Below are 17,680 nucleotides of genomic sequence, written 5' to 3' on the forward strand. Positions count from 1 at the left end.
GAGTACGGCCGAAGCCTAGCCTTAGGTCGGGGTGGGGGCAAAGAAAAAGGCCGGCGTCGCCGCCGGCCTTTTCCAGAAACAGATGCAGCGGTCGCCGATCAGGCGGCGGCGGCTTGCTCGGCCAGCTTGGCGCGGACCTGACGCTTGATGCGCTGGGCGGCGATCGACAGCTGCTCGTCGCGGGCCTTGACGATGAAGGCGTCCAGGCCGCCCTTGTAGTCGAGGGTGCGCAGCGCGGCGTTCGAGATGCGCAGCGAGAAGGTCTGACCCAGGGAATCCGAGGTGACCTTGACCGTCTTCAGCGACGGCAGGAAGCGGCGCTTGGTCTTGATGTTCGAGTGGCTCACGCTATGGCCGACCATCGGGCCGATACCGGTGAGTTCGCAACGACGCGACATCGTCAGATCCTTAAGGTGCGGCGTCCAGCCCGAAACAAGGGAGAAGACGCATGAAACAAGTACGCGCGGGAAGCAGCCCGCGCGAGAGGGGGCCGTATAAGGGAAGAGGAGGTTCGGCGTCAAGCCGAGTCTTGGGCTTTCGAGGCCCGTCGCGCGTTGGCCGGGACTCGACTTCGTTCAGGCGTCATTCAAATGACGCGCGCTATGGGTCATATCATGAAGATCCACGCTGAACAGAAGGCCGCCATGTCTCGCCCGTCCCTGATTGATCGCCTGTCCAAACGCGCCCTGTCCCTGAAGGTCTGGGCCGTGCTGGCTCCGGTCATGGCCGGCGGCGTCCTGCTGGCCGCCCCCGCCCTGGCCCCGGCCCAGACGGCCGCCCAGAGCGAAGTCCTGCCCGGCTACTGGGAATATACGACTAGCGCGCTCGGCCAACGCGACACCGAACAGAAATGCGTGCGGCCCAGCGAGATCAACCGCTTCTTCGGCGGTCTGTCGACCAACCGCTGGCGCTGCACCTATCCGACCCGCGTGGTCGGGGACGGCCGGGCGCGGTTCGAGGGGACGTGTCAGGACAAGAAGGGCCGCCGGGTCAATGTGCGGCTGACCGGCGCCTATGAGGACACCAGCTTCAGCTTCCGCGGCGGGGCCCAGCTGCTGCGCGGCACCCCCTATATTCCCGCCACCATCACGGCGCGCCGCATCAGCGCCCAGTGCCCGGCCGATGCGGAGTATTTCTGAGCCTCAGACGGGTTCGGAGCGGGCGACCACATAGGTGTGCATCTGGTCGTCCGTCGAGAGACTGACGTATTCGCCGGTCTCCAGGCGTTCGTCGGCCAGACGGAAACCGTGGACGTCGTCCGCGTCGCCGGGTTCGAAATCCAGGAACCAGCGGTCGGGGGCGGCGTGACGCAGCCGACCGAAGGCCAGGGTGGCGCCGTGCGAAAAGCGGCGGACCCGGCATTTTTCCGGCGCTTCTCGCCAGACGGCGGCGTCCAGGCGGCGCTCGGCCGTCAGCGGCGCGAGAATATCATAGCCCGCCTCGGGATCGCCCGCCGGGGCCTGCGGCTCGCGCGCCAGTTCCAGACGGATGTGATGAAAGCCCAGCGGGGCGGCGGGGTCGGCGTCGGTCATGGTCGGCTCCTGATCAAGGGCCATGTGGACGTCGAAGCCGCAGGCGCGCCTTGATGTCGGTCAAACCAAAAAGGCCCCGGATCGTTCCGGGGCCTTTCCGTTGGTTCGAGGCGGAAGCCCCAACCTGTATTCAGGCGGCTTCGGCGGTCGGGATCGGCTTCTTGGCGCTGAGCGACTTGGCCAGCAGTTCGACGGCGGCGTCCTTGTCGATCTTGTTGGCGGCGGCGACTTCGCGCGCCATCCGGTCCAGGGCCGATTCATAGAGCTGGCGCTCCGAATAGGACTGTTCCGGCTGGGTGTCGGCGCGGTGCAGGTCGCGGACCACTTCGGCGATGGAGATCAGGTCGCCCGAGTTGATCTTGGCCTCGTATTCCTGGGCGCGACGCGACCACATGGTGCGCTTGATGCGGGCGCGCCCCTTCAGGGTGGTCAGGGCCTTGGTCACGACGTCGTCGGCGGCCAGCGAACGCAGGCCTGCCGTCGCAGCCTTCTTGGTCGGGACGCGCAGGGTCATCTTCTCGTGGTCGAAGGTCACGACATAGACTTCCAGCGACATGCCCGCGACTTCCTGAGTCTCGACCGCCGCGACTTTGCCGACGCCGTGCGCCGGATAGACGACCGCGTCGCCAACCTTGAACTCCAGACCAGTCTTGCTCGTCATATTCGTCCTTTCCCGGTCAGGGCCGGGCGACGCGAAGGCGCAGGAAACGCAAACAGGATCTCGGCCGCCGGATCTCTCCGTCGGTCGGGATGATGCTGGGCGTCAAATGCGGAAACGGATCACCAAACCTCTGGCCGATCCCGTCTGTGGGCGGGATTCTGTCGCAAACACGGGCGGCGCGAAGATTTCGCGGACCGCCCGATCCAATGAAACAGAACCTATCACAAATTTGCGGAATTTCAAAACGTCCACAGGGCGGACGTGGATTTGCGACAGTTCAACCTTGGCCGTTCGGCGGGGCGAGGCGCCGAAAGTCGTCGAGAAATCAGGAGCCCTTGCCGGGCTTGGGGCTGAAGTATTTCTCGTACTTGCCCGTCTCGCGCTCATATTGTTCGCGGTCGGCGGGGGGCGTCCCCTTGACGGTGATATTGGGCCAGACCTTGGCGTATTCGGCGTTGACCTGCAGCCACTTGCCGTCCGGCTCGTCCTCGGTGTCGGGCACGATGGCGTCGACGGGGCATTCGGGCTCGCACACGCCGCAGTCGATGCACTCGTCCGGGGCGATGACCAGGAAGTTTTCGCCCTCGTAGAAGCAGTCCACCGGACAGACCTCGACGCAGTCCATGAACTTACATTTCACGCAGGCGTCGGTGACGATGTAGGTCATGGGGCGGCGAACGGGGGCGAAACTGTGGGTGGGAGGCCTGCGACATGGCGGCCACGCAACCAACTGTCAACAGCGCGGCTTAAGGTGGGAGACGTTCGCAGGCGGTCTGACACGACTTGACAACAGTCAGGCTTAATCGCAACTGTGTTGATTGCATATAACGATCCTCTTCAACCGGAACATTCCCCATGCGCACCCCCTTCATGAAATACGCCCTCGCCGGCGCCCTGGCCGTCAGCCTCGCCGCCGGCGGCGCGGTGGTGGCCCAGGCCGCCCTGACCAAGACCCCGTCGGAAGTGACCGCCGGCGCCTATGATCTCGACTCCGGCCACGGCAAGATCACCTGGTCGGTGAACCACCTCGGCTTCTCGACCTACACGGGCCAGTTCGTGAACGTGAAGGCCGAGCTGAAGCTGGACGTCGCCAATCCCTCGGCCTCCACCCTGACCGCCACCATCCCGCTGACCGACGTCGCCCCGAACGACGACAAGCTGAAGGCCCACCTGCAGACCGCCGACTTCTTCGACACCGCCAATCATCCGACCGCGACCTTCGTCTCGCGTTCCGTGACGGTCGACGCCGATGACGCCAACGAGGCGACCGTGGTCGGCGACCTGACCCTGCGCGGCGTGACCAAGCCTGTGACCATCGAGGTCGAGTTCAACCAGGCCGGAACCGCCATGGGCGCCTACAAGGCCGGCTTCGACGGGGAAGCTGTCATCAAGCGCTCGGACTTCGGCATCAACTACGCCCTGCCGGCCGTGTCCGACGAGGTGAAGCTGCACATCGAGGGCGAGTTCGTCCTGAAGCAGTAAGCGATTTTCGCGCCGGGCCCCTGGCCCTCAGGGCGCGATAATCAGGGAATAGAGGGCGCGGGCTTCTTCAGGCGGCCCGCGCCTTTCGCCCATCGCCTCCACGCGCAGGGTCGTGACCCGGCCGTTCTTGGCGAAGGTCAGCAGATCGCCGGGGCGGACGCAGCGACTGGGCTTGTCCAGCCGGATCTCCCGCCCCTGATGCGTCAAACGCACCGCGCCGCGTTCGACGAGGGCGGCGGCCAGGCTTCGCGTCTTCAAGAAACGCGCCCGCCACAGCCAGATGTCGATGCGGCAGGCGTCGTCGCTCAAGCCTGGGCCTTTCGGCGAGGGCGACGGCGTTTGGCGCGCGCCGGCGGCGTCGGGGGCGCTGTCAGGACGGCCAGGGCGGCGAAGGGCGAATCCTTGGGCGGCTTCGGCGCGACGCCGGGCTTGTCGGGCTGTCGGGCGCGTTCGGTCTTCAGGGCGGCGATGACCTGTTTGGCCTGATCGGCGGTCCAGCCCAGGTCGATCAGGGCGGCGTCGGACAGGCGGCCGCGGTCCGCGGTATTGGCGGCGCGCAGATCGGCCATCTTCTCCAGGGTCTCGACGGGCGCCAGCCAGCGGCCGGCCGCGCGCAGGCCGTGGGCCGAGAGCAGGCGGGGCGAGGGTGGTTCGGGCGGCGCGGGAATCAGATCGGGCGTCGCGGGAATCAGGGGGGCGTCCAGGAAGGCCTGGGCGAAATGGCGGGCGCGGGGCTTCTGCAGGCCGGGCAGCCAGACGGAATGAACCCCGACGCGGATGGCGAAGCTTTTCAGCGTGCGGCGCTCGACCTGGCTGAGGGCGGCCAGGTCGCGTTCGACGTCGCGGCGGTCGATCAGGCCCCCGGCCTCGATCAGGCGGAAGGCGATGCCGCGGGGCAGACCCTTGAGCGCGCCGGACTCGACCGCCTGACGCAGGCGGCGCAGGTCGCGCAGGGCGCGGCCGGCCTCGAACGCCAGCCAGGCCTCGATCCGACGCTTGGCGCGCTCGCGGGCGGGCGTCGGACCCAGTTCGCCCAGCAGCCGGACGGAGGGCGAGAAGGGATCGGCGCCGGTCGGCGTGGACTGGATCTGGGCGGTCAGGACGCCGCGCCACAGGACGGCCCCGTCCGGCGTGACGGCGAAGGCCTCGTCGGTCTCGGCGGCCAGACGGCCCAGGCGGCGGTTGATCTCGGGCGTGACGGCGCGGACCGCGGCCTGGCGCAGGGTGCGGTCCTCCAGGGCGGAGGCGCCCTTCTCCATCTGAAAACGGACGCCGTCCAACTGGCCCACCACCTGGCCCTCGACCGTCACCTCGCCGTCGTCGGCGACGCCCGCGAACGTATCCTCGCGGACGTTCAGGGCCCGCATCAGGGCGGTTGTGCGGCGATCGACGAACCGGGCGGTTAGCCGCTCGTGCAGGACGTCGGACAGCCGGTCCTCCAGCGCCCGCGTCTTGTCGCGCCAGCCTTGCGCGTCGTGAACCCAGTCGGGGCGGTTGGCGATGTAGGACAGGGTGCGGACGGCCGAAAGCCGGGCCGACAGCTGGTCGATCTGGCCGTCGTCGCGATCCACGAAGGCGAAGCGCGGCGCCATCCAGTCGTCGGTCAGCCGGCCCCGCTTGCCGGTCAGGGCGTGGAAGACGTCCCTGGCCAGGCGGGCGTGCTCGTCCAGCGTCGTCTTCTGGAAGTCGGGCAGCTGGCAGGCTTCCCACAGCCGCATGACGGCGCCGCGCGAACGGCCGATGCGGGCCACTTCCTCGTCCTTGATCAGGCGGCGCAGCAGGGTCTCGTCCAGGGCTTCGGCGGTCAGGCTGAGGCCGCTGCGCTGGGGCGTGACCGTCAGGGAGCGCAACAGGTCGGGCAGGGTGTCGAAGTCCAGTCTGGCGTTACGCCATTCCGCCGCCTCGACCGGATCGAACCGGTGCTCGACCACCTGTTCCACCAGATCGGCGTCCAGATCCTCGGCCTCGGCCGTGACGCCGAACGTCCCGTCGCGCAGATGGCGGCCGGCGCGGCCGGCGATCTGGCCGATCTCGTGGGCGTGCAGCCAGCGGGTCCGCCGTCCGTCGAACTTGCGCAAGCCAGCGAAGGCGACATGGTCCACGTCCATGTTCAGCCCCATGCCGATGGCGTCGGTGGCGACCAGGAAGTCCACCTCGCCCGACTGGTAAAGGGCGACCTGGGCGTTGCGGGTGCGGGGCGAGAGGCTGCCCATGACCACGGCGGCGCCGCCACGCTGGCGGCGGATCAGTTCGGCGATGGCGTAGACCCGCTCGGTCGAGAAGGCGACGATGGCGCTGCGGCGGGGCAGGCGGGTCAGCTTCTTGGACCCGGCGTAGGACAGGGTGGACAGCCGGTCGCGGGTCACGATCTCGACGTCCGGGACCAGACGGCGGATCAGGGGCTCCATGGTCCCGGCGCCCAGGAACATGGTCTCGAACCGGCCGCGCGCGTGCAGTAGCCGCTGGGTGAAGACGTGGCCGCGCTCGGGGTCGGCGACCAGCTGGATCTCGTCGATGGCCAGGAATTCCACCGACCGCTCCAGCGGCATGGCCTCGACGGTGCAGACGAAATAGTGCGGGCGCGGCGGGACGATCTTTTCCTCGCCCGTGATCAGGGCGACGGCGGCGGCGCCGCGCTGCCTGACGATACGCTCATAGATTTCGCGCGCCAGCAGCCGCAGCGGCAGGCCGATCATGCCCGAGGCGTGACCCAGCATCCGCTCGACCGCCAGATGGGTCTTGCCGGTGTTGGTGGGCCCCAGCACCGCCGTGACGCGGGAAGGGGCGAGGCCTGCGGACCGGTCGCTCATGACCCCTGCAAGGTGGCGATGATCGCCGTGCGGCTCAAGGGCCTTTTCAGACTTCGGCGCAGCGCAGCCCCATCCGCACCAGCATGGACAGGCTGGTGGCCTGCATCTTCTGCATCACCTTGGCGCGGAAGATCTCGACCGTTCGGGGGCTGATGCTGAGGCTGATGGCGATTTCCTTGTTCGACTTGCCGTCGATCAGGGCCTCGAACACCTGACGTTCGCGCGGCGTCAGACTGGCCAGGCGGGACGTCGCCTCCTCGCGCGCCTCGCTCTCGACCTCCTGGCGCTCCAAGGCGGACAGACAGCCGCGCACGGCCTCGAGAATACGGTTCGGGTCGAAGGGTTTTTCGATGAAGTCGACGACGCCCGCCTTCATCAGCTGAACCGCCAGAGGCACCTCGGCGTGACCGGTGATGACGATCACGGGCCAGGTCTCGCCGCGCAATCGAGACAGATGACGGATCAACTCGGCGCCTTCCATCTGCGGCATGCGCAGATCGGTGATGACGCAGGCCGTCCTTTCTTCGGGCAGGGCGTCCAGGAAGGCGGTGGCGCTGGGGAAGCCGCGGGCGCGAATGCCCTCGCCCCGCAGGAGCATCAACAGCGAATCCCGCAAGGCCTGATCGTCGTCGATCACGAAGACGGAGTGTTGAGTCATGCGGCTTCGAGCTCCAAGACGGGAGAAAGACAGAAGGAGAAGGCCGCGCCGCCCAGCGGACTGCGGCCGACGGTCAGGACGGAGTCATGGCTCTCGATGATCGAGCGGGTGACGGACAGGCCCAGGCCCATTCCGCTCGCCTTGGTCGTGGTCATCGGCTGGAAGATCCGGTCCATCTGGTCCTCCGGAATTCCAGGACCGTCATCTTCTACGACGATCTCGTAACCTTGGTTTCCAAGACTGCGGCCGGTGATGCGCACCAGGCCGAGTTCGCGCCCGGCGACGGCGTCGACGGCGTTGCGGACCAGATTGTTGATCGCTTGCTGGAACTGGATGCGATCCGCCAGCACATGATCGCCGACGTCGCGCACATCGACGCGGATCACCACCCCTGTGTCCATGCGGATCAGGTCGAAGAGGGGGCGCAGGTCTTCGATCATCGAGGAGACGCGCTGGTCCGTCAGTTCGCGGGCGCCGGTCGAGACGAATTCGCGCATGCGGCGAATGATGTCGCCGGCCCGAATGAGCTGGGTTTTGGCCAGATCCAGGGCGCGGCCGGCGCTGTCGCCCAGCGGCCCCGCCCGGGCGATGTCGGTCTGGCCTGCATGCAGATAGACCGTGGCGGCCGTCAGGGGCTGGTTCAGTTCGTGCGCCAGGGTCGCCGCCATTTCGCCCATGGAGTTCAGCCGCCAGCTCTTGCTGAGTTGGTTCATCAGGTCGCGCATGCGCTCATTGGCGGCCGTGGTTTGCCGCTGGTCGCCGAGGGACAGCACCATCCGCTCGGGATCCACGCTCGAGGAAAGAAGGCTGGCGTGGATCGTCATGGGGACGATCTCTCCGTCCGGACGCCGCGCCAACCAGGATCCGGTCGCCGGAAGGGACAGCGGGGCGCCCTCGATCACGGCGGCGAGCGCGGTCGTGTCAAAATCGGTGGCGAAGGTGCTGAAGGGGCGGGAGAGGGCCTCTTCAGGCGTGACGCCGAGCAGATCGGCGGCGGCCGGGGTGATTCGCAGAATGCGGCCCTCGCCGTTCAAGGTCACGACCGGAACGGAGGCCAGTATGCTGTCCAACAGGGCGCTGCGGCTGGCCAGACGGTGACAGACCTCCGCCATCACAAGGGCCACGGCGACGAACAGGGCGGCGTGGACGACGGCGTTCGCAATCCCCTGTCGAGGCAGGATCAGCATGTCGGCGATGACGGACAGGACGATCGCCGTGAAGGTCGCCGGGCGCTGGGCCACCAGGGCGGTCGCCATCACCGCCGCCAGCATGGGCAGATAGTGGACGTGGCCGACAGTCTGGATAGTCAGGCGGAAAGCCGATCCAACCAATACGCACCCGGCGGCAAGCAAAAAGCCGCCCCAATACGTCCGGGCAAATCGAACCATAAGCCGGGGCAGAGCAGGTCTAGTAGAAGCCGCCGGTCGTGCTTGCATCATGCGATATTTCGCATCTGCGAAACCATTGTCGTCACGTCCCTGCCGCTTTTTTGACCCAATCTCTATATCATTCCTGAAGTTAGGGAAAAGCACGCATAATTAATTTTTGCGATCAGGTTCGCCTGATGAGCGAAAATTCCCGTCGGCGCGGAGTGGGCCGTCACGCTTACGCATTCCTACCTAGGGTGCGGTTCAGAAATCATATTAATCATCATCTCATGGTTCCCGGGCAGAATGCAGATGCTCCGAGGTCGTTGATGTTCCCCGAAATCCTTCTCCAAAGCCCGTCGACGTCCAGGCGTTCGACCGATCCGCGCCAAGCGCAGGTCGGCGGATGTCCGGCGGTCGCAGCGGCTGCAGGCGGATCGGGATGCGACCTTGGGAGACTCCACTCGGACGGGTTCGCCGTCTCTGCGGATTCGATCTGATTTTTTGCGATACCGAGGAGAGTACGCGTGAAGTTTACTGAAAACATGCCGGTTGGGCGCAAGCTGTTCAGCGCGTTTGCGCTGGTGCTGGTCGCCATCGCCGTCATGGGCGCCGTCGTCGTGGCGAATCTTTTGGCCCTCCAGAGCGCGGGCGAGGACCGCAGCATTGAGAACGCCATGACCCGCGCCACGGCCCGGGCGGAATTCTATCTGGCCAGGCAGGAGAACGCCTATCGAGGCTACCTGCTCTCGGGCGACCCCTACTACACCGAGCGACTTGACGCCCACCGCGCCAAATTCATCGCCGCCCTGGAAGAAGAGCGCGCCGGCCTGCCTGCGGATCGCACGGCGCCGATAGACCGGGCGATCAAGGCGAACGCCGAATGGTACAAGAACGTCGTCCAGGTCGGACAGGTCCTGGTGCGCGAAGGCCGCGTGGAGGAAGCCGAGAACATGGTCGGGCGCGAAGGCGTCGCGGACACCTATATCGCGCCGGCGGAAGAGGCGGTCGATGAGCTGAAGGCCGCCAACGAAGCGGCGCTGGTGGTTACGCGCGACGCGCAGGCGACGGCGACCAAGAACGCCATGCTGGCGGTGATGATCGGTCTGGTCTCCGTTCTGCTGCTGTCCCTGGCGGTCGGTTTCGGCGTGACCCGCGCCATCGTGCGGCCGACGATGAGCATGATCGGCTATATGCAGAAGTTGATGGCGGGCGACACCTCGATCCAGATCGTCGGCGCCGACCGCAAGGACGAGTTCGGCAAGATGGGCCAGGCGATCGTCGCCTTCCGCGACGCCGCCGTCGAAAAGACCCGCATCGAGGCCGAGGCCGCCTCGACCCGCTCGATGAGCGAAACCGAGCGTCTGGCCAATGAAGCCGAGAAGGCGCGCATCGCCGAAGAGGATCATGTCGCCCTGACGGCCCTGGCCGACGGTCTGGCCGCCATGTCGAACGGCGATCTGACCCACCGGTTCACCGCCGAGGTCGCCCCGCGCGCCGAGAAGCTGAAGTCCGACTTCAACACCGCCATCGCCCAGTTGCAGCAGGCCATGAGCGTGGTGCTCAGCAATGTGGCGGGCATCCGCTCGGGCGCCGGCGAGATTTCGCAGGCCGCCGACGACCTGTCGCGCCGCACCGAACAGCAGGCGGCCTCTCTGGAGGAAACCGCCGCCGCCCTGGACGAGATCACAGCCACGGTGAACAAGACCGCCTCCGGCGCCCGCCAGGCCTCGGACGTGGTCCAGGCCGCCAAGGGCGACGCCGAGACCTCTGGCGTCATCGTCCGCGACGCCGTCTCGGCCATGCAGGCGATCGAGGGTTCGTCCTCCCAGATCAACCAGATCATCGGCGTGATCGACGAGATCGCCTTCCAGACCAATCTTCTGGCCCTGAACGCCGGCGTGGAAGCGGCGCGGGCTGGCGAGGCCGGTCGCGGCTTTGCGGTGGTGGCCTCCGAAGTGCGGGCCCTGGCCCAGCGTTCGGCCGAGGCGGCCAAGGAGATCAAGACCCTGATTTCCGCCTCGACCACCCAAGTGGGCTCGGGCGTGAAACTGGTCGGTCAGACCGGCGAGGCCCTGCAGCGGATCGTGGACCGGGTCGCCGAGATCGACGGCCTGGTGTCGGAGATCGCCGCCTCGGCCCAGGAACAGGCCGTCGGCCTGGCCCAGGTCAATACCGCCGTGAACCAGATGGACCAGGTCACCCAGCAGAACGCCGCCATGGTCGAGCAGTCGACCGCCGCCAGCCATTCGCTGGCCCAGGAGGCGGAAGCCCTGCAGACGTCCGTGGCCCAGTTCAAGGTCGGCCAGGGTTCAGAGGGTCATGCCGCCGCTGCCCGTCGCAGCCCGGCGCCCGCTCGCCCCGCCCCTGCGCCACAGGCCGCGCCCAAGCCCGTCAATCGCATGATCCAGGCCCTGAAGACCGTCGGCCGCGGCGGCGCCGCGCCCAAGGTCGAGGCCGATCCGGAAGGTTGGGAGGAGTTCTGATGATTCCGTCTTCAAAGGCTATTTACCAAAGCTGTGCCATGCATGGTCTCGGGGCAGACGAAGGGAACTTCTCATGACGGACGCCATCGTGCTGGCGACGGTGCTGGATATGAATGCGGCCGAGCCTTTGAAGGCGGAGCTGCTGGCGCGACGGGGTCAGCCGGTCACGCTGGACGCCTCGAACGTCGAGCGTCTGGGCGGTCTCTGCCTGCAGGTGTTGTTGTCGGCCCGCAAGACCTGGGCCGCCGACGGCGTCGATCTGACGATCACGCCTCAATCCCAAGGTTTTTCCGAACAGTGGACCGCCTTCGGCGCGTCCGAAACCAATGTCCCCGACCCCCTTGCCCAAGATCCCCTTGAAGGAGCTCTCGCGTGAAAAAGACAGTCCTGACCGTCGATGATTCCCGCACCATGCGCGACATGCTGCTGATGGCCCTGGAGGACGCGGGTTACACCGTGATCCAGGCCGTCGACGGCATTGATGGTCTGGAGACCCTGGCCGCGCAAGGCGCGGACGTGGTCATCACCGACATCAACATGCCCCGCATGGACGGCTTCGGCTTCATCGAAGGCATGCGCGCCGATCCGAACCACCGGACCACCCCGTGCCTGGTGCTGACGACCGAGAGCGACGCCGAGAAGAAGGCCCGCGCCCGCGCCGCCGGCGCCACCGGCTGGATCGTCAAGCCGTTCGATCCCGTCAAGCTGGTCGACGCCGTCCGCCGCGTCGCGGCCTAACCCTCACAGATCGATCGGCCGCAAGCCATGGACGCCTTCGAAGCCATCAAAGCCACCTTCTTCCAGGAATGCGACGAACTGCTCGCGGAACTGGAATCGAAGCTGATGCTGCTGGAACAGGGTCAGACCGACCTTGAAACCATCAACGCCGTCTTCCGCGCCGTTCACTCGGTGAAGGGTGGGGCGGGGGCGTTTGGTCTGGAGGCTCTGGTCCGTTTCGCCCACGTCTTCGAAACGCTGATGGACGAGCTGCGCGCCGGTCGCAAGCCGTGCGACACGGTGACGATCAAGACCCTGCTGCGCGCCTCCGACGTGCTGGCCGATCACATCCAGGCCGCGCAAGGCTTGGCCCCGCCGGTCGACGAGGAGCGTTCGGCCGGTCTGGTTCACGAACTGGAACTGCTGACCCACGGCGGCGAGGCGCCGCCGGTGGTCGAGGAGGACGAAGACGACTTCGGCTTCGTGCCGATGGCCTTCGACGTCCCGCTGGACGAACCCCTGCCGTCCCTCGGCGAGCCTGAAGCCGTCGCAGCCGAGGCCCAGACGGGCTGGCGCATCCTGTTCAAGCCCCATGGCCGCATGTACGGCAGCGCCAACGAAGCCGGCCTGTTGCTGCGCGAACTGGGCCGCCTGGGACCGATCACGGTGTCGGTGGACGACAGCGCGCTGCCGACGCTGGACGTGCTGGTCGCCGAGGACGGCTATCTGACCTGGACCATCGATCTGACCGCAGCGATCGAAGAGAAGGTCGTGCGCGAGGTGTTCGACTTCGTCGAGGCCGACTGCGACCTGACGATCTCGCCCTTGGGCGGCGGATCGGAACCGGTCCTCGTCTTCGAGGAAGAGCCGCCGGCGGTGCTGCCCGCCAGCGACGAACTGGATATCGCGGCCCTGCTGGCCAAGGCCGCAGGCGACGCGCCCGCCGCCGAACAGCCGATCCCCAAGGCTGTCGCCCCCGCCCCCGCCCCAGCCCCCGAAGCCGTCGCCCCGGCTCCCGCTCCGGCCGCTCCGGCTCCCGCTCCCGCTCCGGTCGCCGCCGCCCCGGCGCCGGCCGCGCCGATTCCGCCCGCCCAGGTCGCGGCGCCCGTCGCGCCGGCCCCTGTCACCATCCGCGTCGATCTGGACCGGGTCGATCGCCTGATCAATGTGGTCGGCGAACTGGTCATCCAGCAGGCCATGCTGTCGCAACGCGTGCTGGAAAGCGGCCTGGCCCGCTCGTCCGGCATCGCCCTGGGCTTGGAAGACCTCGAGCTTCTGACGCGCGAGATCCAGGACAGCGTCATGGCCATTCGCGCCCAGCCGGTGAAGTCGGTGTTCCAGCGCATGCCGCGCCTGGTCCGCGAAGTCGCCGACATGGTCTCCAAACAGGTTCGTCTGGTCACCGCCGGCGAGGACACCGAGGTCGACAAGACCGTGGTCGAACGCCTGGCCGAGCCCATCACCCACATGCTGCGCAACGCCATCGACCACGGCCTGGAGACGCCCGACGAGCGGATCGCCGCCGGCAAGACGGCCGAGGGCACGGTTCGCCTGGCCGCCCTGCACCGGTCCGGCCGCATCGTCATCGAAATCTCCGACGACGGGCGCGGGATCAATCGCGAGCGGGTCAAGAAGATCGCCATCGACAAGGGGCTGGTCGCGCCGGACGCCGCCCTGACCGACGAGCAGATCGACAATCTGATCTTCCTGCCCGGTTTCTCGACCGCCGCCGTGGTGTCCGACATCTCGGGCCGCGGGGTGGGCATGGACGTGGTCAAGCGCTCGATCCAGGCCCTGGGCGGCCGTATCTCGATCAGTTCGGTTCCGGGCAAGGGATCGACCTTCACCCTCAGCCTGCCGCTGACCCTGGCGGTGCTGGACGGCATGGTGGTGTCCGCCGCCGACCAGATCCTGATCGCCCCGCTGCCCGCCATCGTCGAAAGCCTGACGCCGCAAGAAGGCGACCTGCATTATGTCGGCGGGGTCGATCCGGTGATCCGCTTCCGCGACCGCTTCCTGCCCCTGATCGATGTGGCGATGACCATGGGCTTCCGCGACACCCCGGTGGTTCCGTCCGAAGGCGTCGCCGTGGTCGTCGAGACCGAGGGCGGCCAACAGGCGGCCCTGCTGTTCGACGCCATCCAGGGCCAGCGCCAGGTCGTGATCAAGAGCCTCGAGACCAACTACCAGCAGGTGGAGGGCATCGCCGCCGCCACCATCCTGGGCGACGGTCGCGTGGCCCTGATCCTCGACGTGGACGTCCTGGTCACAGACATGCGCCGCCGATCTTCCCGCCCCGATTTCAAGCTTGCGAGCTGAGCCATGACCGAAGCCAACGACTCCCAACGCGAACTCATCGCCTTCCGCATCGGCCGCCAGGAATTCTGCGTCGACATCATGTCGGTGCGTGAAATTCGCGGCTGGACCCCGGCGACGCCGCTGCCGCGCTCGCCCGGCTATATGAAGGGCGTCATCAACCTGCGCGGCACCGTCCTGCCGATCATCGACCTGGGCGCGCGCTTCGGTCTGGAGACGTCCGAGCCGACGGCCCGTCACGTCATCATGGTCGCCCATATCGGCGGCCGGATGGTGGGGCTGCTGGTGGACGCCGTGTCGGACATCCTGGAGATGAACGAGGCCTCGGTCCAGCCGACGCCCGACGTCGCCAGCGACCAGGTCAAGACCTTCGTCAAGGGGATATTCTCGATCGACGGGCGCATGATCAGCCTGATCGAACTGGACCACATCCTGCCCCATATCGAGGCTGAAGCCGCATGAATCCCGCCCCAGGACGGGGATCCATCGTCGAGGGCGAATTCGTCTTCACCGCCGAGGATTTCCGTCAGATCGCCGAAATGCTTCATGCCCACGCGGGCATCGCCCTGAACGAGGGCAAGGCGGCTCTGGTCTATTCGCGCCTGGCCAAACGGCTGCGGACCCTGGGTTTGTCGAGTTTCCGCGACTACTGCGCCCTGGTCGAGGGCGTGGACGGGGTCGACGAGCGGCAGAAGATGACGGCCGCCCTGACGACCAATGTCACCCGCTTCTATCGCGAGCCCCACCATTTCGACGACCTGCGCGACCGGGTCCTGCCGAAACTGGTCGAGCGCGCCCGCGCCGGCGGCCGGGTGCGGCTGTGGTCGGCGGCCTGTTCGAACGGGCAGGAGCCCTATTCGATGGCCCTGACGGTGCTGTCGGTCCTGCCCGAGGCGGCGGACCTGGACGTGCGCATCCTGGCCACCGACATCGACCCCAACATGGTCGCTCAGGGCCACGACGGGACCTATTCCGAAGAGGCGCTGGAACCGGCGCCGGTCACCCTGTGGCGCAAGTATTTCAACCGCGCCGATCGTGGCGCCTGGACCGCCGGGCCGCAGCTGAAACGCCTGGTGTCGTTCAAGGAACTGAACCTGATCGGCGACTGGCCGATGAAGGGCAAGTTCGACGTCATCTTCTGTCGCAACGTGGTGATCTATTTCGATGATCCCACCCAGGAGCGGGTGTGGAGCCGCTTCGTCCCCCTGATGAACCCCGGCGCCACCCTCTATATCGGCCATTCCGAACGCGTGGCTGGGCCGGCCGCCAGCCTGCTGCAGACCGCGGGCCTGACCACCTACCGCCTGGGAGCCGCATGATGAGCGCCAAGATCAAAGTCCTCGTGGTGGACGACAGCCTGACGATGCGCGGCCTGATCTCGGCCGCCCTGAAGTCGGATCCCGAAATCGAGGTCGTCGGCACGGCCGCCGATCCGATCGAGGCCCGCGCCGCCATCAAGGAGCTCAATCCCGACGTCCTGACCCTGGATGTCGAGATGCCCAACATGAACGGGCTGGAGTTCCTCGAGAAGATCATGCGGCTGCGGCCCATGCCGGTGGTCATGGTCTCGACCCTGACGGCGGCGGGCACGGACGTGACCCTGGCGGCGCTGGAAATCGGCGCGGTGGACGCGGTGGCCAAACCGGCCGTGGCCAGCGTCGACGCCTTCCACGACCTGATCGAGAAGGTGAAGACGGCGGCGCGTTCGCGCGTCCGCGCCCGCGCCGACATGCCGGCCTCGGCGGCGGCGCCCAGCGCCTATCGCCCGGCCGCCAGCCATATCCTGGCCATCGGCTCGTCGACCGGCGGGGTCGAAGCCCTTCTGACCGTTCTGAGCGGCTTCCCGGCCAACTGCCCGGCGACCATCATCACCCAGCACATGCCGGCGACCTTCACCGCCAGCTTCGCCGCCCGTCTGGACCGCGTCTGCGCCCCGACCGTGACCGAAGCCTATGAAGGCGCGCAACTTAAGGCCGGCCACATCTATCTGGCGCCGGGCGGCGCGGCTCATCTGGAGCTGACGCCCGGCATGACCCCCCGCTGCCATCTGGTGCAGAGCGACCCGGTCAACGGCCACCGTCCGTCGGTCGACGTCATGTTCGAGTCCCTCGTCCGGTTGAAGCGGCCGATGACCGGCGTGATCCTGACCGGCATGGGCAAGGACGGCGCCAAGGGCCTGAAGGCCATTCGCGACGCCGGCGGCCGCACCCTGGGCCAGGACGAATCGACCTCGGTCGTCTACGGCATGCCGAAAGCCGCCTTCGAACTGGGCGCCGTGGAACGGCAGCTGCCGCTCCACCGCCTGTCCCCCGCTATTCTAGAACTGTGCGCCGACTCGGGCGCACGGTCGATCGCCTGACCCCCGGGAGCGCCATCATGCCCGCCGCCGCCTCTCTCCACTGCCTGGTCGTCGATGATCAGATGACGATGCGCTCGCTGGTTCGCACCAGCCTGCAACAACTGGGCGTGCGCGAGATCCGCGAAGCCGCCGACGGTGAAATCGCCCTGCGCGACATCATTTCCAAGCCTGCGCACCTGATCATCTCCGACTACAACATGCCGAACCTGGACGGACTGGGCCTGCTGCGCGCCGTGCGCGCCCACCCGCCGACGTCCAAGACCGCCTTCATCATGCTGACCGGCCGCGCCGACCGCGAACTGGTGCAGCGGGCGGTGCAGTTCGGCGTCAACAACTATCTGGTCAAACCCTTCACGGTGGCCCAACTGAAGGGCAAGCTGGAAGCCGTCTTCGGTCCGCTGACATGAGTTTCTCGGCCCTCAAGGACAACAAGGAAAAACGACTGCACGTCGGCCAGGGCGAGCATCATATCACGTCCGACCCGGACGTGGTCCTCAGCACCATTCTGGGCTCCTGCGTGGCCATGTGCCTGCGCGATCCGGTCGCCGGGATCGGCGGGATGAACCACTTCCTGCTGCCCGAGGGATCCGGCGCGGGAACCGACGCGGGGCGTCGCTACGGCGCCTATGCGATGGAGCTTCTGATCAACGACTTGCTGAAGGCCGGCGGACGCCGCGAGCGGCTGGAGGCCAAGCTGTTCGGCGGCGGCCGCATGTTCGACAGTCTGCGCGACGTCGGCCGCTCGAACGCCGACTTCGCCGAGAAATTCCTGCGTGACGAAGGCATTCCCGTGGTGGGCGGCAGCCTGCGCGGGGACGGCGGACGCCGCCTGCACTACTGGCCGGTGACCGGCAAGGCCATGCAGCGCGCCGTGACCGACACCGTCGCGCCCAAGCCCGTCCCCGTCGTTCGGCCCCCCGTCGATACGGGCGCCCTGGAGCTCTTCTGATGCACGCCCCTCCCGAACACGCCCACCTCCTGGTCGCCGTCGCCGACGAGCTGATGCGTGTGCGCGAGGGGATCGATCACGTCGAGGCCCTGGTCAGCCGTCTGGTGCGGCGCGCGCCGGCGGAGGATCGGGCGGAGGCCCTGACCGAGGCCCAGGCCCTGGACGCCCTGACCCAAAGGCTGGAAGCCCTGTCCGGCGTGCTGAGAATGCTGGGCGACGGCGCGACACCGGCGGAATCCGTGAGCCGGATCTCCCTGGCCGACATGGCGGTGCGCCTGCGCCCCGCCGCCGGCGTCAAGACGACCGAGGCTGCCGATTCGGGCGACCTCATGCTGTTCTGACG

Annotated in this window: 20 protein-coding genes; 12 read left to right on the plus strand and 8 right to left on the minus strand. The window is 67.3% G+C overall.

What is annotated here, in order from left to right; genetic code table 11:
• Window positions 1-98: 98 nt before the first annotated feature.
• Window positions 99-398, minus strand: a complete 300-nt coding sequence (gene rpmB, locus ACP7CK_RS14620; protein WP_035306987.1) for a 50S ribosomal protein L28 — start codon at window positions 396-398, stop codon at window positions 99-101.
• 216 nt (window positions 399-614) lie between these two features.
• On the opposite strand from rpmB, the gene ACP7CK_RS14625 reads away from it, so the two are divergent.
• The gene (locus ACP7CK_RS14625) at window positions 615-1,139 is read left to right on the plus strand and encodes a DUF3617 domain-containing protein (RefSeq protein WP_230307586.1); all 525 of its coding nucleotides are present in this window, start codon (window positions 615-617) and stop codon (window positions 1,137-1,139) included.
• 3 nt (window positions 1,140-1,142) lie between these two features.
• On the opposite strand, the gene ACP7CK_RS14630 is transcribed toward ACP7CK_RS14625, so the two are convergent.
• The 3 genes from ACP7CK_RS14630 to fdxA form a co-directional block, all read right to left on the minus strand.
• Window positions 1,143-1,532, minus strand: a complete 390-nt coding sequence (locus tag ACP7CK_RS14630) for a hypothetical protein (protein ID WP_040350188.1) — start codon at window positions 1,530-1,532, stop codon at window positions 1,143-1,145.
• A 130-nt stretch (window positions 1,533-1,662) separates the two neighbouring features.
• Window positions 1,663-2,193 (minus strand): CarD family transcriptional regulator, encoded by a 531-nt coding sequence (locus ACP7CK_RS14635; RefSeq protein ID WP_008260268.1) that lies wholly within the window; start codon window positions 2,191-2,193, stop codon window positions 1,663-1,665.
• Window positions 2,194-2,518: 325 nt separating this feature from the next.
• On the minus strand, window positions 2,519-2,860 hold the full coding sequence (fdxA, locus tag ACP7CK_RS14640; RefSeq protein WP_017505910.1) for a ferredoxin FdxA: 342 nt from the start codon (window positions 2,858-2,860) through the stop codon (window positions 2,519-2,521).
• Between the two features lie 188 nt (window positions 2,861-3,048).
• On the opposite strand from fdxA, the gene ACP7CK_RS14645 reads away from it, so the two are divergent.
• Window positions 3,049-3,675 carry a YceI family protein gene (locus ACP7CK_RS14645; protein ID WP_155988087.1) on the plus strand — a complete coding sequence of 209 codons (627 nt, stop codon included), beginning with the start codon at window positions 3,049-3,051 and terminating at the stop codon, window positions 3,673-3,675.
• A 27-nt stretch (window positions 3,676-3,702) separates the two neighbouring features.
• Here ACP7CK_RS14645 and ACP7CK_RS14650 read toward each other — a convergent pair whose 3' ends face one another.
• From ACP7CK_RS14650 to ACP7CK_RS14665, 4 genes are read right to left on the minus strand one after another with little or no spacing between them, the layout of a single operon-like run.
• A complete protein-coding gene (locus ACP7CK_RS14650; RefSeq protein ID WP_426026494.1) occupies window positions 3,703-3,984 on the minus strand; it encodes an RNA-binding S4 domain-containing protein in 282 nt (93 codons plus the stop codon).
• Window positions 3,981-6,485 (minus strand): helicase-related protein, encoded by a 2,505-nt coding sequence (locus ACP7CK_RS14655; protein WP_426026495.1) that lies wholly within the window; start codon window positions 6,483-6,485, stop codon window positions 3,981-3,983. Before ACP7CK_RS14655 ends, ACP7CK_RS14650 begins: the two co-directional genes overlap by 4 nt.
• A 46-nt stretch (window positions 6,486-6,531) precedes the next feature.
• Window positions 6,532-7,143, minus strand: coding sequence for a response regulator FixJ (fixJ, locus tag ACP7CK_RS14660; protein WP_426026496.1), 612 nt, complete (start codon window positions 7,141-7,143; stop codon window positions 6,532-6,534).
• Window positions 7,140-8,474, minus strand: coding sequence for a two-component system sensor histidine kinase NtrB (locus ACP7CK_RS14665; protein WP_426026497.1), 1,335 nt, complete (start codon window positions 8,472-8,474; stop codon window positions 7,140-7,142). The genes fixJ and ACP7CK_RS14665 overlap by 4 nt, the downstream gene beginning before the upstream one ends.
• A gap of 581 nt (window positions 8,475-9,055) precedes the next feature.
• Here ACP7CK_RS14665 and ACP7CK_RS14670 point away from each other — a divergent pair.
• The 10 genes from ACP7CK_RS14670 to ACP7CK_RS14715 all read left to right on the plus strand — a co-directional run bounded on the left by ACP7CK_RS14670 (window position 9,056) and on the right by ACP7CK_RS14715 (window position 17,678).
• Window positions 9,056-10,996 carry a methyl-accepting chemotaxis protein gene (locus ACP7CK_RS14670; protein ID WP_426026669.1) on the plus strand — a complete coding sequence of 647 codons (1,941 nt, stop codon included), beginning with the start codon at window positions 9,056-9,058 and terminating at the stop codon, window positions 10,994-10,996.
• 73 nt (window positions 10,997-11,069) lie between these two features.
• Entirely contained in the window at window positions 11,070-11,372 is a 303-nt protein-coding gene (locus ACP7CK_RS14675) for an STAS domain-containing protein (RefSeq protein WP_008261250.1), read from the plus strand.
• On the plus strand, window positions 11,369-11,734 hold the full coding sequence (locus ACP7CK_RS14680) for a response regulator (protein ID WP_008263015.1): 366 nt from the start codon (window positions 11,369-11,371) through the stop codon (window positions 11,732-11,734). The genes ACP7CK_RS14675 and ACP7CK_RS14680 overlap by 4 nt, the downstream gene beginning before the upstream one ends.
• 27 nt (window positions 11,735-11,761) lie before the next feature.
• Window positions 11,762-14,032 carry a chemotaxis protein CheA gene (locus tag ACP7CK_RS14685; protein ID WP_426026498.1) on the plus strand — a complete coding sequence of 757 codons (2,271 nt, stop codon included), beginning with the start codon at window positions 11,762-11,764 and terminating at the stop codon, window positions 14,030-14,032.
• Window positions 14,033-14,035: 3 nt separating this feature from the next.
• Entirely contained in the window at window positions 14,036-14,491 is a 456-nt protein-coding gene (locus ACP7CK_RS14690) for a chemotaxis protein CheW (RefSeq protein ID WP_008262141.1), read from the plus strand.
• Window positions 14,488-15,348 (plus strand): CheR family methyltransferase, encoded by an 861-nt coding sequence (locus tag ACP7CK_RS14695; RefSeq protein ID WP_008261553.1) that lies wholly within the window; start codon window positions 14,488-14,490, stop codon window positions 15,346-15,348. The genes ACP7CK_RS14690 and ACP7CK_RS14695 overlap by 4 nt, the downstream gene beginning before the upstream one ends.
• Window positions 15,348-16,388, plus strand: a complete 1,041-nt coding sequence (locus ACP7CK_RS14700) for a protein-glutamate methylesterase/protein-glutamine glutaminase (protein WP_035310620.1) — start codon at window positions 15,348-15,350, stop codon at window positions 16,386-16,388. The genes ACP7CK_RS14695 and ACP7CK_RS14700 overlap by 1 nt, the downstream gene beginning before the upstream one ends.
• A 17-nt stretch (window positions 16,389-16,405) precedes the next feature.
• Entirely contained in the window at window positions 16,406-16,795 is a 390-nt protein-coding gene (locus ACP7CK_RS14705) for a response regulator (protein ID WP_008262387.1), read from the plus strand.
• Window positions 16,792-17,337 carry a chemotaxis protein CheD gene (locus tag ACP7CK_RS14710; protein ID WP_008263088.1) on the plus strand — a complete coding sequence of 182 codons (546 nt, stop codon included), beginning with the start codon at window positions 16,792-16,794 and terminating at the stop codon, window positions 17,335-17,337. The genes ACP7CK_RS14705 and ACP7CK_RS14710 overlap by 4 nt, the downstream gene beginning before the upstream one ends.
• Entirely contained in the window at window positions 17,337-17,678 is a 342-nt protein-coding gene (locus tag ACP7CK_RS14715) for a hypothetical protein (RefSeq protein WP_008258631.1), read from the plus strand. The genes ACP7CK_RS14710 and ACP7CK_RS14715 overlap by 1 nt, the downstream gene beginning before the upstream one ends.
• Window positions 17,679-17,680: the final 2 nt, after the last annotated feature.

Source organism: Brevundimonas sp. TSRC1-1, assembly GCF_049898245.1.
GTDB classification, from domain to species: domain Bacteria; phylum Pseudomonadota; class Alphaproteobacteria; order Caulobacterales; family Caulobacteraceae; genus Brevundimonas; species Brevundimonas mediterranea_A.

Coding starts and splice junctions, on each gene's coding strand:
- ACP7CK_RS14670 (WP_426026669.1), top strand. CDS start 9,056: ATGCCGGTTGGGCGCAAGCTGTTCAGCGCGTTTGCGCTGGTGCTGGTC.
- ACP7CK_RS14685 (WP_426026498.1), top strand. CDS start 11,762: ATGGACGCCTTCGAAGCCATCAAAGCCACCTTCTTCCAGGAATGCGAC.
- ACP7CK_RS14715 (WP_008258631.1), top strand. CDS start 17,337: ATGCACGCCCCTCCCGAACACGCCCACCTCCTGGTCGCCGTCGCCGAC.
- ACP7CK_RS14695 (WP_008261553.1), top strand. CDS start 14,488: ATGAATCCCGCCCCAGGACGGGGATCCATCGTCGAGGGCGAATTCGTC.
- ACP7CK_RS14635 (WP_008260268.1), bottom strand. CDS start 2,193: ATGACGAGCAAGACTGGTCTGGAGTTCAAGGTTGGCGACGCGGTCGTC.
- rpmB (WP_035306987.1), bottom strand. CDS start 398: ATGTCGCGTCGTTGCGAACTCACCGGTATCGGCCCGATGGTCGGCCAT.
- ACP7CK_RS14710 (WP_008263088.1), top strand. CDS start 16,792: ATGAGTTTCTCGGCCCTCAAGGACAACAAGGAAAAACGACTGCACGTC.
- ACP7CK_RS14645 (WP_155988087.1), top strand. CDS start 3,049: ATGCGCACCCCCTTCATGAAATACGCCCTCGCCGGCGCCCTGGCCGTC.
- ACP7CK_RS14625 (WP_230307586.1), top strand. CDS start 615: ATGAAGATCCACGCTGAACAGAAGGCCGCCATGTCTCGCCCGTCCCTG.
- ACP7CK_RS14630 (WP_040350188.1), bottom strand. CDS start 1,532: ATGACCGACGCCGACCCCGCCGCCCCGCTGGGCTTTCATCACATCCGT.
- ACP7CK_RS14700 (WP_035310620.1), top strand. CDS start 15,348: ATGAGCGCCAAGATCAAAGTCCTCGTGGTGGACGACAGCCTGACGATG.
- fixJ (WP_426026496.1), bottom strand. CDS start 7,143: ATGACTCAACACTCCGTCTTCGTGATCGACGACGATCAGGCCTTGCGG.
- fdxA (WP_017505910.1), bottom strand. CDS start 2,860: ATGACCTACATCGTCACCGACGCCTGCGTGAAATGTAAGTTCATGGAC.
- ACP7CK_RS14690 (WP_008262141.1), top strand. CDS start 14,036: ATGACCGAAGCCAACGACTCCCAACGCGAACTCATCGCCTTCCGCATC.
- ACP7CK_RS14655 (WP_426026495.1), bottom strand. CDS start 6,485: ATGAGCGACCGGTCCGCAGGCCTCGCCCCTTCCCGCGTCACGGCGGTG.
- ACP7CK_RS14705 (WP_008262387.1), top strand. CDS start 16,406: ATGCCCGCCGCCGCCTCTCTCCACTGCCTGGTCGTCGATGATCAGATG.
- ACP7CK_RS14675 (WP_008261250.1), top strand. CDS start 11,070: ATGACGGACGCCATCGTGCTGGCGACGGTGCTGGATATGAATGCGGCC.